Raw genomic sequence first — 15285 nt, forward strand, 5'->3', positions numbered from 1 at the left:
CCTGCGGCCCGGCGGGACCGGTTGCCCCTGTCGCGCCGGTTGCGCCGGTGGCTCCGGTCGCTCCCCGCGCGCCGGGAACTCCGGCGGCTCCCTGCGGCCCGGTGGGGCCGGTTGCCCCCGTCACACTGCCGGGAGCGCCGGTGGGGCCAGTGGGTCCCGTTGGCCCGGGGGCGCCCGTCGGTCCCGCCGCGCCGGTTGGGCCGGTCGCCCCTGTGGCCCCGGTCGCCCCCGTCATGCCGGTGACGCCCGTTACCCCGCCCGCCGGGCCGGTTGCCCCGGTGGCTCCCGTTGCTCCGGTTGGCCCGGTGGGGCCGGTCGGTCCCACTGTGGGCCAGGGGGGCGGGCACGGCCCGTGGGAAAACGGGGGAAAGCAGCGGGAATCACACGTCATAGGGGGTCTCTCCTTTCCGGCAGATGAAGATACCTTATCCTATTCCCCAGCCTTGCGGTTTGTGACGCCTGCCCCAATAGCGTAAAAAAGCGGAGCGCCGTCCCCTCATGCAGAAAAGGGGCGGCGCTCCGCGTATTTTTTAATGAAAGAAATCGACGCTCAGCGGGTGGGTGTCACAGGAGGCCACGGTGTGGGCGGGGCCAAATTCAGCTCCGCGGGAGTGACACATCCGCTTTGCAGGATGTTCTGGCGCAGGCAGACATACAGCTCCGCGCAGGTGGCACGGTAATAGGGGTTGACGAATACTATGCCGACGCCCAACGCAAGGCTGCCCAGCAGATACCAGCCGAGGAAAGACAGCTCCAAAACGAAGATGTTCCATTTGTGCCCGTCGGTCATCATGCGGCTGATCTCGCGGGCGCGCTCACCGGTCAGATTCGGGTTGTCGGAGAGCAGCCACGGCACCATAAAATACTCGCACTGCTTGATGATGCCGGGAACAACCAGAAGCAGCGTCCACAGGGAGATAAACAGGTTTGTCACAAACATGGCTCCCATGCTGCGGCTGTAGCTGGCGGTGAAGGCGGTTTTAATCAGTTTGAGATCCACATGGCCAAAGCGGTTGTGCACAAAAAAGCGTGCCGCGCTGACGGTCAAAGGCATCACGATAAAGATGGAAAGGATATAGTAAAAAAACTGAGAAGCGTTTACGCGCGTGTTCAGATCGTTCATGGTGCGTATCACGCCCCACGCCCATTCCTCCGTCTGCGTGGTCTCCGGTTCCTGGAAGATCTGGATGTAAAGAGGAATGATGGTGGCATAGGTGACGATGGTAATCAGGAGGCTGTACAGCACCGGGATTGCATCGGCAGCCAGCGAAGCGAGCAGGCATTTTCCGTAGCGCCCGCGCATGGCATATTTGGCGTTGGCTTTTAATTGTGCTCTGGTCCACATAGTTGGAACCTCCCTTTTTGTCCGCAAGGTCAGATTGTTCTCCTATTATACGGCAAACGAGGGGAAATGTCCAGCAGCCCCCAGAAAAACGCTCTGGAATAAATTTTTTTAAAATGTGAAACAAAACGCCCCGTTTCTCCGTCTATCTAGTATAAACAACAAAAACCCATTTGAGAGGGAGGAATTTCTGTGCTGTCATTAAAACGTGAGGTCCTGCTCTACGCCGCCATTTCAGCCGCCGTTCTGCTCGTTTCGATGGCGGCCACCCTTCTCCCCTTAGTCTAAGCCCAAGGCTGAGCCTTGACGCACTTCGCGCACGCCGCAAGGCTGAGCCTTGACGCACTTCGCGCAAGCGGCGGGCAAGCCCGCCGCCCGGCATGGCGAAAGAAATCGGCCCCCTTGCGATCTGACGTCGCAAGGGGGCCTTGCTGTGCAGCCCGCGGCCCGGCCACGGAGCAGCACGGCAGGTTAGCTGTAATTTTCAGCTGGACAAATATTTCCGCGCACGCCGCATGCAGCAACCCAGCTCAGTCTTTCAGCTTGGGAAGCGGAATATCATGTTTGCGGGCGAGAGCGGCGGCATCCTCAAACTCCATCTTGCGGTGCGTCACACCGAAGCCCTCCGCCGTCTTGACGCGCACCGTTCCCCACGGTGTTTCCGTTTCCTCCTGGCCGGGCTTCAGAAAATACTTGGCGCAGCGGCGCACGCGCAGGCCGTTGGTGGTGGTGTGCCGCAGAATCAGGCGCGCAAACTCCGCTTCCCGCAGCGGCTCGCAGAGCACGGTGAGCACATGGCCGGGACGGCCCTTCTTCATCGTGCCGGGCGTAAGATACACGTCGAGCGCGCCCAGCTCCAGCAGCCGCGAGGCGGCAAAGGCCAGCTCCTCCGGCGTCATGTCGTCCAGGTTGCAGACCAGCTCGCAGATCTCCCCGTTCGCCTCGCTGCCGGGAGCGGCTTCCCCGGCGCTCTCCCGCCCGAAAAAGGCGCGCACACAGTTGGCCTGCTCAAACTGCTTCGTTCCCACGCCGATGCCCACACACTCCGTCACCATGGCGGGCATAGAGCCGAACGAGGACGCAAACTCGCGCAGGAGCGCCGCTCCCGTCGGCGTGCACAGCTCGCCGCGCACCGCGCCGCCGTAGATCGGCACACCTTCCAGCAGGTATGACGTGGCCGGAGCCGGAACGGGCATCACACCATGTGCGCAGCGCACCGTTCCGCTGCCCACATGCACCGGCGAAACCACCACGCGATCCGGGGCAAGCAGCTCCATGGCGTAGCATACGCCCACCACATCGGCCACAGCGTCCAGCGCGCCCACCTCATGAAAGTGTACGTCTCCCACCGGGCAGCCGTGTGCGCGCGCTTCAGCGGCGGCAATCGCGTCATAGACACTGCGCGCCCGCTTACGCACCGTCTCCGGCAGCGGCAGCGTGTCGATCAGTGCCGCAATCTCCCCCGGCCCCGCGTGATGGTGGTGCGCATGGCCGTGCTCATGGCTGTGCGTGTGGGAAAGCTCCTCCCCATGCACATGGTCGTGGCAATGTCCGTGCTCATGCGGGTGTTCATGATCATGACAGTGTTCGTGCTCATGGTCGTGGCAGTGTTCGTGGCCGTGGCAATGTTCGTGCTCATGGCCATGCTCCAGTTCCTCTTGGCCATGCACCAGCACGCGCATATGTGTCCCGGCGATTCCGGCGGTGACGGCAGGCTCGGCGTGCACCTCCACGCCGGGCAAGCTCAGGCTGTTCATCACGCGAAGGAAATCGTCCTTGTTGTCCAGCAGCTCATACAAGGCGCTCATGAGCATATCGCCCGCCGCGCCCATGGCACATTCAAGATACAGGGTTTTCATGGTGCTCCTCCAATCCTTCCATCTGGTTGATCATGCCGGCGAGGTAGCCCGCGCCAAAGCCGTTGTCAATGTTCACGACGCTGCACCCTGAGGCGCAGGAGTTGAGCATGGAGAGCAGCGCGGCAAGGCCGCCGAAGCTGGCTCCATAGCCCACGCTGGTCGGCACGGCGATCACCGGGCAGTCCACCAGCCCGCCGATGACGGAGGCCAGCGCCCCTTCCATGCCTGCCACCGCCACGACGCACCGGGCGCTCATCAGATCGTCCAGATGCGACAGCAGCCGGTGCAGCCCGGCCACGCCCACGTCGTACAGGCGCACCACACGGTTTCCCAGCGTTTCCGCCGTCAAAGCGGCTTCCTCCGCGACGGGCAGATCGCTTGTGCCGCCCGTGGCCACCACGATTTTCCCCAGCGACTCCCGTTCTCCCGGGAACGCCACGCCGAACCGCGCGTCCTTATGGTAATCGAGCGGGACGGCTTCGCTTACCTGCCGTGCCGCCTCCTCGCCCATGCGGGTGATCAGGATGTTGCGGCAGCCGCGCGCTCCCATGGCGGCGGCGATTCCGGCGATCTGCTCCGGCGTCTTGCCTGCGCCGTAGATCACCTCGGACGCGCCCTGCCGCACGCTCCGGTGGAAATCGACCTTCGCATAGCCAAGATCCTCAAACGGCGACTGTTTGAATTGCAGCAGCGCGTCCTCCGGGGTGACGGAACCGTCCGCCACGCCGCGCAGGAGCGCGAGAATTTCATGCTTGTTGTCCATGGCGTTTCCTCCTTACCGCGAGGGCTGGCGCGGTTCCAGATCCAGCAGGACAGCGGGAAACAGGAGGCGCAGGGTTTGGAGGATCTCCTCTCTGCGCTCCCACGCCCGGTTCATCTGCTCCCCGGTGAGCTGAATCCGTGCGGCTCCGCCGAATACGCGCACGCGGAAATCCGAAAAGCCGAGCGCCGAAAGCGCGTCCTCCGCCTGTTCCACGGCTTCGAGTGTTTCCCGGGAAATCCGGGTTCCGGTCGGAATGCGCGTAGCCAGGCAGGCGTAGGCGGGCTTGTCCCAGGTGAACAGACCGGCCTCCCGCGAAAGGCTGCGCACTTCCTCTTTGGTCAGACCGCATTCGCGCAGCGGCGAGCGCACGGAAAGCTCGCGCAGGGCGCGCATCCCGGGGCGGTCGCCCGCGTCGTCGGAGGCGTTCGTCCCGTCGATCAGGAGAGAAAAGCCGTCTGCCCGTGCGGCTTCCGTCAGGCGGGTAAACAGCGCACGCTTGCAGTGGTAGCAGCGTTCCGGCCCGTTCTCCGCCGCGCCCGGCACAGCGAGGATATCCGCTTCCACCACCGTCAGCGGCATGGAAAGCTCCCGTGCCAGCCGCTCCGCGTCCCGCAGCTCAAAGGCGGGCTGAAACGCTGTTTTCACAAAATAGGCGCGCACCTGCGCCCCATACCGCGCCGCCGCCCACAGCAGAAAAGCGGAATCTGTTCCGCCGGAAAAGGCCAGAGCGGCGCGGGGATTATCCCTGAAAAATTCTTCCAATGTCATCTCTCTATATCCTCCCCGGCTTAGCCTGCTTTTCATGATACCACGCGCTGTAAGTTTGCGTCAAGGTTTGAAAAAGCTTGTGTTTTGCGCTGTGTTAGCCTTATAATTCTATAGAAAGGAGGGGGAGTAATGTCGGATTTTGTACCGAAACAATATAAAAAGGATCCCATTACGATCCGTGTTGATTTTGAAAAGCTGGAAACCATTGATCGCTGTGCGGCGCAGTATCATTTAAGCAGGAGCGAATTCATCAATCAGTGCATTGACTACGCTCTGGATCATCTGCCGGATTTGAAAAAAGGGTGTCACCCGTGATGGAAACGGGAGACACCCTTTCTGTTTATTTCAGCGGTAAGCTTGTGCGTTCCATAATTTTCAGCTTCAGGCGGTTCTGTTCATAAGAAAAACTGCGGCTTTGCTCATTGACGTAATACAGGAAAAACAGGTGATTTTCCTGAAAGGCCATGACCGGATAGCCATAGCTGCAATTCGGGTTGCACTCAAGATCTCCGAGGAATTCCCACGACGCGGTGTTGTCATGGCTTACGGCCAGGGAAAGCGGGCTGCGGGGACACTGGTACATGGGAGCCGGGAAGGAATGGATCCACACGGCATAATAATCCTGCGTGAACGGATCCTTCACCACAGTGAACGGAGAGCAGGGCATCCGCAGGGAGGTGGCGGTCTCCGGCTCCCAGGTAACGCCGCCGTCGCGGGAGAGGGCCTGGCGCATATAGCCGGAGGTGCAGCGCATGAAGCATTTCACCTGACCGCCCGGCAGCTCCACAGCAATGCTCTCCGCCAGATGATCGCCGGGCGTCGAGGCGGCGATCCAGTTGGATTCCTTCCAGGTTGCGCCGTTGTCGTCGCTGTAGAAAGCGCCCGCGAGGTCGGAGGTCTCCACTCCTTTTCCGTACGCCTGGGGCGGCACCCAGTTGGCCGGAATCAGGATGCGCCCTGAGGAGAGCTGCAAGATTCGGCCGTTGTGCATATAGTAGCAGCCGGGGTTTGCGCACATCGCGTGCGGCCCTTCCCAGGATTCGCCGCTGTCTTTGGAATACCACAGGCTGAACGTTGAGCCGTTCAGCCCGGCCGCCGTGACCTCCGGGGGCTTGGGGACGTCATAGGAAAGACCGATCAGCCTGCCGTCCTGAAGGCGGGAAATCGCCATCAGCTCCACAGGCGGGTGAAACGCGGTGCGCCACAGCTCACGTTCTCCGTCAAAGCAGGCGCGCGTTTCGCCGCTGAACACCAGCACCGTGCCGTCCTCCTGTCTGACCATTTCCCCGCAGGTATATCCTCCCGGTGTCATAAATTGTTCCAGCATATGAAATCTCCTTTCTTTTTAACAGCCCGCGGCAATCCCATGAGCCGCAGGCGTTATTTGACGCGGGTGGTAAAGATTTTGCTTCCGCCGCCTGCCGGATAAAGGCCGGTTTCCGTGCCGGGTTCGCCGACGGCGGCGATATGCCAGAAGGTGCTTTGCCCCTCGCGGCGGCAGCGGATCGGCCACACTACGCCCGGCGTGCCGGGGATGACGGCGATATCCCGCCCGGTGATCTTCACCGTGTAGACGGCATAGCGCGCAATTTCCACTGTGGAGGTGGTGTCGCTGACCCAGTCCACAGCGGAGGACAGACCGTTTTTCCCGGCGGCGCGCAGGAGGGCAGGATAGTCCCGCAGGCCCGTGTTCATATCCACGTTGCCCGCGATTCCCGAGACCTTCCCGGTGCTCGAGGTCTGCTGCATGCCCGCGCGCGGATCCGTGGTGGGATTGCTGTAATCCGCGATCCAAAGCTCATACCCGGCCAGCTGTGCCATGTTGAGCCGGTTCTGCACATAGTCGCGGTTCGTGTATACGCCGCCGCGCCAGCCGAAGCTTTCCAGCTCCGTGAGAAACGCGGCAATCACGGCGGTGCGCTCCTCGCGCGTGGGGTCGCGTCCCGTTTTGGATTTCACATAGCGCTCGGTGTCATATTCGTAGTCATAATAGATAGGGTAAGTGAATTTCCCCCAGTACGGCGCGAGCACGTCGCGGCAGATGCGCGCTTCCAGACGGGCTTCGTCCGGCGTGGCGGCATAGCTGAACCAATACGCGCCCACATCCACGCCGGCGGCGGTTGCGTTCTTTGCGTTGGCGTCAAAGGTGGCGTCCTTCTGCGCCGCGCTGCTGCCGAAGCCCGCGCGCAGGATGGCAAATTCAACACCGGACTGCCTGACGGCCTTCCAGTCGATTTTTCCCTGATAATAGCTGACGTCGATTCCTTTCATGGGGATCATGCCTCCTTCCCTTCCATGTGTATGAAGGGAGGGGGAAAAACGTGACAAGCCCCGAAAACGATCAGGTTTCCCCGGCGCGGATGGCGCGCAGGCGCTTCATCACGCTGTTTTCGTGTCCGAAATAATCGTGCAGTTTGCGGTATTCGGCAAACAGCCGGTCATACACGGCGGCGTGCTCCGGAATGGGGTGGTAAACCGTGTCCTTCTGCCAGCCCAGGGCGCGCACGGCTTCGCTCACACCGGCAAAGCCGCCGCGCTTCTTCCCCGCCGCCGCTGCCGCGAGGATCGCGGAGCCGAGAGCGGGGCCCTGCGCGGAACCGGCGATGTGTACCGGCAGGCCGAGCACGTCGGCGTAGATCTGCATCATGAGAGGATCCTTGAGCGGGATGCCTCCCGCCGCCACAAAGCGATCCACCGTCAGCCCGTGCGCGCGGTAATCCTCCACGATGACGCGCGCGCCGTAGGCCGTGGCCTCCAGAAGCGCGCGGTAAATTTCCTCCGGGCGCGTGCGCAGCGTCAGCCCGACAATGGTTCCCGACAGGGACGCGTCCGTGAGCACGGAGCGGTTTCCATTCCACCAGTCGAGGGCAAGCAGGCCGCTTTCGCCGGGACGCAGGCGGGATGCGCGCTCCCGCAGCCAGGCATGCAGGTTTTTGCCCTCCTGGCGGGCTTCCTCACGGCAGGAGCCGGGCAGGCAGTTGTCCAGATACCACGCGAAGCCGTCGCCCACACAGCTCTGGCCCGCTTCATAGCCCCACCAGCCCGGCAGGATGCCGTCCTCCACCGCGCTGCAGATCCCCGGCACGGCGATCGGCCGATCCGCCATGAGCATATGGCACGTTGAGGTGCCGATGATGGCCAAAAGCTGGCCGGGGCCGTCAATCCCGGCGGCGGGCACGCAGGCGTGCGCGTCCACTCCGCCCACCGCCACCGCCGTGCCGGGAGCCAGCCCGGTGAGAGCGGCGCCGTGCTTTGTCACAAATCCGGCCAGTGAGCCGGGCGGCAGCGGATCGCCGCCGAGCTTTTCCCGCACCGCGAGTGCCAGGCGCGGATCGAGGGCTTCGAGAAAATCGAGAGGATAGCCCTCCCCCTTGCGCCAAAACGCCTTGTAGCCCGCCGCGCAGGCGTTTGGCGTCAGCTTGCCGCAGAGCTGCCACACCAGCCAGTCCGCGGCTTCCACCCAGCGGTCGGCGGCCCGGCAGACCTCCTCATCCTCTCGGACGATCTGCCACAGCTTCGGCAGAGACCATTCGGAGGAGACGCGCCCGCCGTAAAAGGGCAGCCAGCCTTCGCCGCGCTCCTCCGCCAGCTCCGTCATCCGGTCCGCCAGCGGCTGGGCGGCATGGTGCTTCCACATCTTCATCCACGCGTGCGGATGGGATGCAAATTCCGGCAGAAAGCACAGCGGTTTTCCGTCCGTGCGCACGGGCAGCGCCGTGTTTGCCGTGCAGTCCACCCCCACGGCGATCACGTCCTCCGGCGATACCCCGGATTCCCGCAGCACCTGCGGGATGGTGCGGCGCAGCACCTCCAGATAGTCCTGCGGATCCTGGACGGCCCAGTCATCCGGTAAAGGCGTGCCGTCCGGCAGCTCCCGCGTCATCACGCCGTGCGGATAGGCAAAAACCGACGCGGCCAGTTCCTTTCCTGTGTCCAGATCGACGAGGACGGCCCGCCCCGAGAGCGATCCGTAGTCCACGCCGGCAGCATAACGTCCCATTTTCAGCAACCTCCCTGTTTCCATACAAAAGCCCGCTTGCTTTTGTCACTCGCCAAGCCTCCACTGGCTCGGGGTTTTCCCTGTGATTTTTTAAATGTTTTGAGAAAGTAAAAGTAATCGTTGAAGCCCACGGAAAGGGCAATGTCGGAGATCGCGGAATCCTCTGTGCGCAAAAGCTTTTTGGCCTGGGTGATCCGCAGATCCGTGATGTACCGTGTAAAGGTTTCCCCCGTCTCCCGCCGGAACATCTGGCTGACATAGTTGGGGTTCATATGCAGGATGGCGGCAGTCCCCGCAAGGGAAATGTCCTCCATGTAATGAGCGTTCACAAACTTGAGAAGCTTGAAAAAGTTTGAGTTGGTGATCGCGGGCGAAGCGCCCTCCGCGGTGGCGGACAGAAGCTCTTCCAGCCGCTGCGTCATCTCAGGCAGGCTTTTGTATTCAGTCACAAGCTGTTTGAAGTCATAGAGATTGTAAGCCCGTATTCCTTTCCGTATTGAAGCTGGATGCGGGCATGGGTATTAATCAGCCCCACATGGCTGCTGGTATCGTAAAGCGGAGATTCAAGCTCCCTGTGGATCTCCGCCAGCCGCTCAGGCGGGATCCCCACGCCGTCATCCCGCACGCTGAGAAGGAGGCGGTCCCCCTCCCGCCTGGCTCCCAGAAACAGCGTGCCCAGGCCGCTTTTGGTCTCCAGACCGTGGAAAATCGCATTTTCCACCAGCGGCTGGAGCAGCATCTTGATCACCTGGAGAGAAAGCGTTTCCTCCGGGAAATGGCAGATTACCTCAAGCTTATCCTCAAACCGGCATTTCTGGATGTGCAGGTACGATTCCATCATGCGCAGCTCCTCCCGCAGCGGCACGAGGGAATCGCCCTTTGCGCTGTAGCGGAAAATACGGCTGATATCCAGCGACAGCTCGGAGATTTCCGGGGCGTTGCGCTCCATCGCCATGCGCCGCACCACCTCCAGCGTGTTGTAGAGAAAGTGCGGATCCACCTGGCTGCGCAGGTAGGAAATTTCGGCCTGCTGCTTTTGGATTTTGGCCTCATAGAGCTCAAAGGTGGTCTGGAAGATCTTCCGGTTGAGCCTTTGGATGTTGTCCATCATGTTTGTGAATTCCTGTCCCATCGCCGCGATCTCCCGGCATCCGCTGAGCTCGACGGGAGCCGCAATTCCGCGCGACTGTGTGGAGCGCACGCCCTGGATCACGCTGAACAGCTTGTTCAGCGGAGACACCAGATTGCGCGAAAGCAGCAGGAACAGGAACAGCGAATAAGCGCACAGCAGAAGCACGCACGCCCATATGGGGATGGTGATGCCCTCCAGGTTCCGCCCCGCCATACGCTGATCCAGAGCGCTGATCAGGCTGCAATCCATCTTGTCAAGCGGCGTCACGTTCAGGGTATAGCCTCCCACGGAGGCGGTGCTGCCCTGCGCGGAGAAAGCGGCCTGCCGCAGGGTGTCGGCCAGATCCGGCAGGCAGTTGAAGGCGTACAGAACCTCGTCGTCCCGGCACAGGACATAGTAGCTTCCCATCTCGTTTTCCTCCTCGTCATAGGAGAGGATGGAGACGGAGCGCATGGACAGGATGGTGGCTCCCACCTCGCGCCCGTTGAGCAGGATGGGCGCGCCGAAAATGAGGAAATCCTTTTCCGGGAAATTGGTCAGGCGGCGGAAATCCGAGCTCTTGACGCCCAGAAAGGCCGGCTGGGAGCTGGTCAGCGCCTCGCGGAAGCTGTCCAGTGTTTCGGCTGTATAAAGGTTGGAGTAATGTACGGTATCGCTCACCAGGGAGATCGAATAGATCTGGGGGTTTGAGATGGAATGGGTCATCAGGCTTTCGGAGACCTCCTGGAACAGAGCGTACTGTTCGGAATAGGGGGCGTCCAGCAGTTTGGCCACATTGGGATCCGCCTGAAGCGTGAGCAGCACATTGCGGGAGGAATCCGCCATCAGGGAAAACTCGGTTTCCAGCCTGCGGCTGATCAGATCCGTGTAATTTTCCGCGTTGCGCAGAAGAAGAAGGTTTGTGTTATGATAAATGACGGTGCACAGGCAGACAAACGCCGCCAGGGCCGCGGCGGTGAGCAGGCGCACCTGCGTATTGATCCGCAGCCGGGAGAGAAGGGGTATGCGGTTCAAATTGGTCATCTTCTTTTTATAAAGCACGATTCCAAGGAATATTATAAGCGAATTTTGTGAAAATTGGAATGTCCTCTTGTAAGGTCACATGAAATTTTTTCATTCCTTTTCCGTTAAGCCGCGGGGAAAGATAGAGAATTTGTTCATACCATCTATTTTCACAATGTTATATAATGCAAATTGTTACAAAACACAAAACGAGGAGGAAGGAATATGAAAAAGCCCGGTGCAGGCACGGCGGGCCGCGGCAGAATCGCCCGCAAGCTTCGCAACGATGCGCTGTATTACGTCATGCTGGTTCCGGTTCTCGCCTGGTATGCGATTTTCTGTTACGTACCGATGGCAGGAATCACGCTGGCGTTCCGCAATTTCCGTTTCGACGGCGGCTTATGGAACAGCCCGTGGGTCGGAATGGATAACTTTGTGAAGATGATGTCGGACGCACAGTTCCTTGTGGCGGTCAAGAATACGGTGATCATCGGTGTGGGAGGAATCCTGTTCCAGATGCCGTGCGCGATCATCCTGGCGATCCTGATCAACGAGATCCGCGGACGGCGCGCAAAGAAATTTTTCCAGACGGTGGTGACGTTCCCCCACTTTATTTCCTGGATGGTGCTGGGAGGAATCCTCACCAGCATGTTTTCCTCTTCCGGCATCATCAATCAGGTGCTGGGAGCCATCGGACTGCCCAGCGTTTCCCCGCTGACCTCCGTGGACAGCTTCCGGCCGTTTATCTGGATCTCCAACATATGGAAGGAAATCGGATGGGATTCCATCATTTACATCGCGGCCATCACCTCCATTGACACGGGCCTTTATGAGGCGGCGGAGGTGGACGGGGCCAGCCGTCTGCAAAAGATGTGGCACATCACGCTGCCCGGCATCCGCTCCACGATCGTGATCATGCTGATCCTGGCGGTGGGCCAGCTGATGAACAACGGCCGTTTCGATCAGATTTTCAACCTCTACTCCGCTCCGGTGTACAGTGTGGGCGACACCCTCGATACCTATATCTTCCGCGAATCCTTTGTCACCGGCGGGCTGAATTTCGGGTACTCGACGGCGATCGGCCTGTTTAAATCCGTGATTGGCGTGGTTCTGATTTCCATCAGCAACAAGATCGCCTCAAGAGCGGACGAAGGCCTTTTTTGACCGTACCGGAAATATCCGAAAAGGAGGCATACGGAAATCCATGAAACAAGCAAAGCTGACACGCGCGAAGCCGGGCGATATCGCGATCTATCTGTTCTTCATTCTCCTGGCTTTCATCACCATTTATCCCTTCTATTATGTGGTTATTATGTCCCTCGCGAACGCGGTGGCCACCTCCACCCATGTGCCGTATATCCTGCCCTATGTGTTTGACTTCACGGGATATATTACGGTATTCCAGGACGCCGCCTTCTTCCAGGCGCTGGGGGTATCGCTCTTTGTCACCATTGTCGGCGTCACAATCAATATGACGCTGTCGATCATGGGCGCATACGCGCTGTCGAAGAAAACGCTGATTGGCAGAAAGGTGTTTCTCTACCTTATCCTGTTCACCATGCTCTTCTCCGGCGGCCTTGTCCCAAGCTATCTGAACATCAAGAATCTCGGTATGGTCAACTCCATCTGGTCGATGATCATTCCCACCGCGCTGAGCACCTACTATATGATCATCATGAAGAACTATTTCCTGTCCCTCCCGGAAAGCCTGGAGGAGGCAGCCCGCATCGATGGAGCCAATTCGTTCATCATCCTGGTGCGGATCATTATCCCGATTTCCATGCCGTTTGTGGCCACCTTTGCCCTCTTCTATATCAGCTCCCACGTTGACGACGCGAAGCTTGCCCGCATCCTCTCCCTGTACGACTATCTCTGCTCCGAGGAAGGCACGATCCTGTCCTACGCGGGCATTGAGGGAGATACCTATGAGAAGGACGCCGACGGCAAGATCACCTATCTGACGGAAGGCTCTCCCTTTGACAAGTACAAGAGCATGAGCACCTTTGCCTATCTGGTGGCCTGGAACCCGCCGCTGATGGATGCCAACACCTTCCCGCAGAGCATTCCGCAGGAATACTTTGACATCAACGACTCCCTGGTGGAGATCACCTCCAAACTGGAAATTCCGGAATACAACTACGACTGCACCACGGCTTTCGTTTCCCTCGGCAGCGACTTCTCTCTGCATGTGGAGGAAGATATGCTCAACATTATGACAGGCACCGAGCCGGTCGAAACCATGTGGCAGAATATCATCAACACCTATAAGAACGAAGGTCTGGAGGACGTCATTCAGAAGGTGAATGACGCCGTATAAGACAACTGCTCCTTTCTCCGTCTCTTTGCCGCTTCCCCGGAGCTTTCCACAGGTGCTTTGCTTGCCGCGCCTGTGAGGAGACGGCGGGAGACAAAAATCCCCCTTGCGGAACATAGACCGCAAGGGGGATTTTTTTGTCCTGTGCAAAGATTCTGGTTACACGGCGGGCTGGAGCACGCGCGGAAGCGCACGGCGCAGAGCAGCGGCCGCCGCGCCCGCCAGAACGGCTTTGAGCGCGTCCCAGAGCACAAAGGGGACGACTGTGGCAAGCAAAGCCTGCCCATACGGCACCCCCGCCGAAACGGCATACCAGATCGAGCCGGGCAGATAGCACACCACCATGCCGATGGCCGCGCCTATCGCGTACCGCGGAAGAGAGAAGCGCTTCTCCACGGCCCACGCGACCGCCAGGGCCGTGAACGGATAGCCTATCACAAAGCCGCCTGTCGGCCCCGCCAGAACGCCCACGCCGGACGCAAAGCCGCTGAACACCGGCAGGCCGATCAGCCCGAGCAGCACATACAGCACAATCGCCAGAAACGCATGGCGCTTCGGCAGTACCGCTCCCGTGAGGAAAATGGGGATCAGCGAGAGTGAGAACGGGATCAGCGTAAACGGCAGCGTGATGGTCAGGGGCGCGAGAATGGCTGTGAGGGCACAGCAGAGCGCCGTGATGGTCAGTTCCTTTGTTTTCATAAAAATTTCCTCCGGTATCTTTGAGGCGAAGCCGTGCGGGATCGCCCGGAATTCCCTTCTATGATACCGGAGGAATCTTTAATTGTCAACCTGAATTTTATTTTTAGTTTACAATTTGCGCCCCACGGACTCCGCGACGGCGCGCACGCGCTGCGTCAGTTCGGCCCAGGCGGGGATGGTGAGCTGCTGGGCCGCGTCGCTCATGGCGACCTTCGGATCCGGGTGCACCTCCACGATCAGGCCGTCTGCTCCCGCCGCCACACCGGCCAGCGCCAGCGGTGCGACATAGGAGGCCTTGCCCGCCGCGTGGGAGGGGTCGATGAGGATCGGCAGGCAGCTGCGCTCCCGCACCACAGGGACCGCCGCAATATCGAGCGTGTTGCGCGTGGCTGTCTCAAAGGTGCGGATGCCGCGCTCGCACAGCACAACGTTATAGTTGCCCTCGCTCATGATATACTCCGCCGCGTCGAGCCATTCCTCAATGGTGGAGGCAATGCCGCGCTTGAGAAGGACCGGCTTGCCGGAACGGCCCACCTCGCGCAGCAGGCGGAAATTCTGCATGTTGCGCGCGCCGATTTGCAGCATGTCGCAGTACCGGCAGGCGATCTCGATCTCGTCGTGCGAAACGATCTCACTCACAACCTTCAGCCCTGTCTCGTCGCCCACGCGGCGCAGGATGCGGTAGCCCTCATTCTCGAGCCCCTGGAAGGCATACGGAGAGGTGCGCGGTTTGTACGCGCCGCCCCGCAGGAACTGCGCGCCCGCCGCCTTCACGCCGAGCGCGGCCTGCATCACCTGCTCCTCGCTCTCCACAGCGCACGGCCCAGCCATCATGACAAGCTTTTTCCCGCCGATGACCACGCCGCCCACGTCGACGGTGCGGCCCTCGGGCGTCATCTCGCGGCTGGCCAGCTTGTAGGAGTGCATGATCGGCACGCATTTTTCGACGCCGTCCATCAGCTCCAGATTGATCCCGCCGAGCTTGGTCTTGTCGCCCAGCACGCCGATCACAGTGGCCTGCGCGCCGGTGGACAGGTTGGCGCCCAGACCGCGCTCCCGGAGCACCGAGACGATCGCATCGATCTCCTTCTGGCCGCTGCCTTTTTTCATCAGTATAATCATGGGAATCCCCTCGCTTTCGTTATTTTATGCTTTAAAGTGATAAAACTATTATACACACAAGCGCTTCAAAATACAAGGGGGAGCGGGCTGGAAATCCACGGATTTTCATACCTGCGCAGGCAAAAAAACCGGCAGGCATAAAAAAGCAACCACCCTATTGGGTGGCTGCTTTTAAGTGTTGGCGTCTCCCTATTGTTCCAGGCCGCTTCCAGCCAAGTATCGTCGGCACCAGTGAGCTTAACTTCCGTGTTCGGGATGGGAACGGGTGGACCCTCACCGTAATC

At 60.2% G+C, this 15285-nt stretch carries 14 protein-coding genes, 1 rRNA gene and 1 pseudogene; 3 read left to right on the plus strand and 13 right to left on the minus strand.

The window, feature by feature from the left end; all coding sequences use genetic code 11:
- The 5 genes and pseudogenes from B5F35_RS15895 to larE form a co-directional block, all read right to left on the minus strand.
- Positions 1–391 (minus strand): annotated as a pseudogene (locus B5F35_RS15895) (collagen-like protein); the annotation flags it as partial.
- A gap of 159 nt (positions 392–550) precedes the next feature.
- Positions 551–1345: a DUF975 family protein gene (locus tag B5F35_RS15900; RefSeq protein ID WP_087242553.1), complete on the minus strand. Its 795-nt coding sequence runs from the start codon at positions 1343–1345 to the stop codon at positions 551–553.
- A gap of 527 nt (positions 1346–1872) precedes the next feature.
- Positions 1873–3201 carry a nickel pincer cofactor biosynthesis protein LarC gene (gene larC, locus B5F35_RS15905; RefSeq protein WP_087242554.1) on the minus strand — a complete coding sequence of 443 codons (1329 nt, stop codon included), beginning with the start codon at positions 3199–3201 and terminating at the stop codon, positions 1873–1875.
- Entirely contained in the window at positions 3182–3964 is a 783-nt protein-coding gene (gene larB, locus B5F35_RS15910; protein ID WP_087242555.1) for a nickel pincer cofactor biosynthesis protein LarB, read from the minus strand. Before larB ends, larC begins: the two co-directional genes overlap by 20 nt.
- 12 nt (positions 3965–3976) lie before the next feature.
- Complete coding sequence (gene larE, locus B5F35_RS15915; RefSeq protein WP_087242556.1) at positions 3977–4732, minus strand: ATP-dependent sacrificial sulfur transferase LarE; 756 nt, start codon at positions 4730–4732, stop codon at positions 3977–3979.
- A gap of 129 nt (positions 4733–4861) precedes the next feature.
- Here larE and B5F35_RS15920 point away from each other — a divergent pair, with 129 nt between their 5' ends.
- A complete protein-coding gene (locus B5F35_RS15920; RefSeq protein ID WP_087242557.1) occupies positions 4862–5047 on the plus strand; it encodes a ribbon-helix-helix domain-containing protein in 186 nt (61 codons plus the stop codon).
- A 25-nt stretch (positions 5048–5072) separates the two neighbouring features.
- Here the strand turns inward: B5F35_RS15920 and B5F35_RS15925 are convergent, their stop codons facing one another.
- From B5F35_RS15925 to B5F35_RS15945, 5 genes are all read right to left on the minus strand, one after another.
- Positions 5073–6059, minus strand: a complete 987-nt coding sequence (locus tag B5F35_RS15925; protein ID WP_087242558.1) for a sialidase family protein — start codon at positions 6057–6059, stop codon at positions 5073–5075.
- 53 nt (positions 6060–6112) lie between these two features.
- The gene (locus B5F35_RS15930) at positions 6113–7003 is read right to left on the minus strand and encodes a glycoside hydrolase family 25 protein (RefSeq protein ID WP_162611458.1); all 891 of its coding nucleotides are present in this window, start codon (positions 7001–7003) and stop codon (positions 6113–6115) included.
- 70 nt (positions 7004–7073) lie between these two features.
- Entirely contained in the window at positions 7074–8732 is a 1659-nt protein-coding gene (locus tag B5F35_RS15935; protein WP_087242560.1) for a ribulokinase, read from the minus strand.
- A gap of 2 nt (positions 8733–8734) precedes the next feature.
- Positions 8735–9181 carry a helix-turn-helix transcriptional regulator gene (locus B5F35_RS15940; protein ID WP_087242561.1) on the minus strand — a complete coding sequence of 149 codons (447 nt, stop codon included), beginning with the start codon at positions 9179–9181 and terminating at the stop codon, positions 8735–8737.
- Positions 9178–10878: a sensor histidine kinase gene (locus tag B5F35_RS15945; protein ID WP_162611459.1), complete on the minus strand. Its 1701-nt coding sequence runs from the start codon at positions 10876–10878 to the stop codon at positions 9178–9180. Before B5F35_RS15945 ends, B5F35_RS15940 begins: the two co-directional genes overlap by 4 nt.
- A 213-nt stretch (positions 10879–11091) precedes the next feature.
- Here B5F35_RS15945 and B5F35_RS15950 point away from each other — a divergent pair, with 213 nt between their 5' ends.
- Together B5F35_RS15950 and B5F35_RS15955 are read left to right on the plus strand one after the other, a co-directional pair.
- Positions 11092–12030 (plus strand): ABC transporter permease, encoded by a 939-nt coding sequence (locus B5F35_RS15950; protein WP_087242563.1) that lies wholly within the window; start codon positions 11092–11094, stop codon positions 12028–12030.
- 40 nt (positions 12031–12070) lie between these two features.
- Positions 12071–13183 (plus strand): ABC transporter permease subunit, encoded by a 1113-nt coding sequence (locus B5F35_RS15955; RefSeq protein WP_087242564.1) that lies wholly within the window; start codon positions 12071–12073, stop codon positions 13181–13183.
- A gap of 156 nt (positions 13184–13339) precedes the next feature.
- Here B5F35_RS15955 and B5F35_RS15960 read toward each other — a convergent pair whose 3' ends face one another.
- The 3 genes from B5F35_RS15960 to rrf all read right to left on the minus strand — a co-directional run.
- Entirely contained in the window at positions 13340–13879 is a 540-nt protein-coding gene (locus B5F35_RS15960) for a biotin transporter BioY (RefSeq protein ID WP_087242565.1), read from the minus strand.
- A 108-nt stretch (positions 13880–13987) separates the two neighbouring features.
- Positions 13988–15001 carry a 3-deoxy-7-phosphoheptulonate synthase gene (gene aroF, locus B5F35_RS15965; protein ID WP_087242566.1) on the minus strand — a complete coding sequence of 338 codons (1014 nt, stop codon included), beginning with the start codon at positions 14999–15001 and terminating at the stop codon, positions 13988–13990.
- Between the two features lie 176 nt (positions 15002–15177).
- Positions 15178–15285 (minus strand): 5S ribosomal RNA (gene rrf, locus B5F35_RS15970); the annotation flags it as partial.

Origin of the sequence: Anaeromassilibacillus sp. An200 (genome assembly GCF_002160025.1) — a bacterium.
Classification (GTDB): domain Bacteria; phylum Bacillota; class Clostridia; order Oscillospirales; family Acutalibacteraceae; genus Caccousia; species Caccousia stercoris.

Excerpts from the sequence above, each read along its gene's own strand:
- B5F35_RS15960 (WP_087242565.1), bottom strand. The coding sequence starts at position 13,879 with ATGAAAACAAAGGAACTGACCATCACGGCGCTCTGCTGTGCCCTCACA.
- larB (WP_087242555.1), bottom strand. The coding sequence starts at position 3,964 with ATGGACAACAAGCATGAAATTCTCGCGCTCCTGCGCGGCGTGGCGGAC.
- B5F35_RS15925 (WP_087242558.1), bottom strand. The coding sequence starts at position 6,059 with ATGCTGGAACAATTTATGACACCGGGAGGATATACCTGCGGGGAAATG.
- larE (WP_087242556.1), bottom strand. The coding sequence starts at position 4,732 with ATGACATTGGAAGAATTTTTCAGGGATAATCCCCGCGCCGCTCTGGCC.
- larC (WP_087242554.1), bottom strand. The coding sequence starts at position 3,201 with ATGAAAACCCTGTATCTTGAATGTGCCATGGGCGCGGCGGGCGATATG.
- aroF (WP_087242566.1), bottom strand. The coding sequence starts at position 15,001 with ATGATTATACTGATGAAAAAAGGCAGCGGCCAGAAGGAGATCGATGCG.
- B5F35_RS15955 (WP_087242564.1), top strand. The coding sequence starts at position 12,071 with ATGAAACAAGCAAAGCTGACACGCGCGAAGCCGGGCGATATCGCGATC.
- B5F35_RS15920 (WP_087242557.1), top strand. The coding sequence starts at position 4,862 with ATGTCGGATTTTGTACCGAAACAATATAAAAAGGATCCCATTACGATC.
- B5F35_RS15900 (WP_087242553.1), bottom strand. The coding sequence starts at position 1,345 with ATGTGGACCAGAGCACAATTAAAAGCCAACGCCAAATATGCCATGCGC.
- B5F35_RS15930 (WP_162611458.1), bottom strand. The coding sequence starts at position 7,003 with ATGAAAGGAATCGACGTCAGCTATTATCAGGGAAAAATCGACTGGAAG.
- B5F35_RS15950 (WP_087242563.1), top strand. The coding sequence starts at position 11,092 with ATGAAAAAGCCCGGTGCAGGCACGGCGGGCCGCGGCAGAATCGCCCGC.
- B5F35_RS15935 (WP_087242560.1), bottom strand. The coding sequence starts at position 8,732 with ATGGGACGTTATGCTGCCGGCGTGGACTACGGATCGCTCTCGGGGCGG.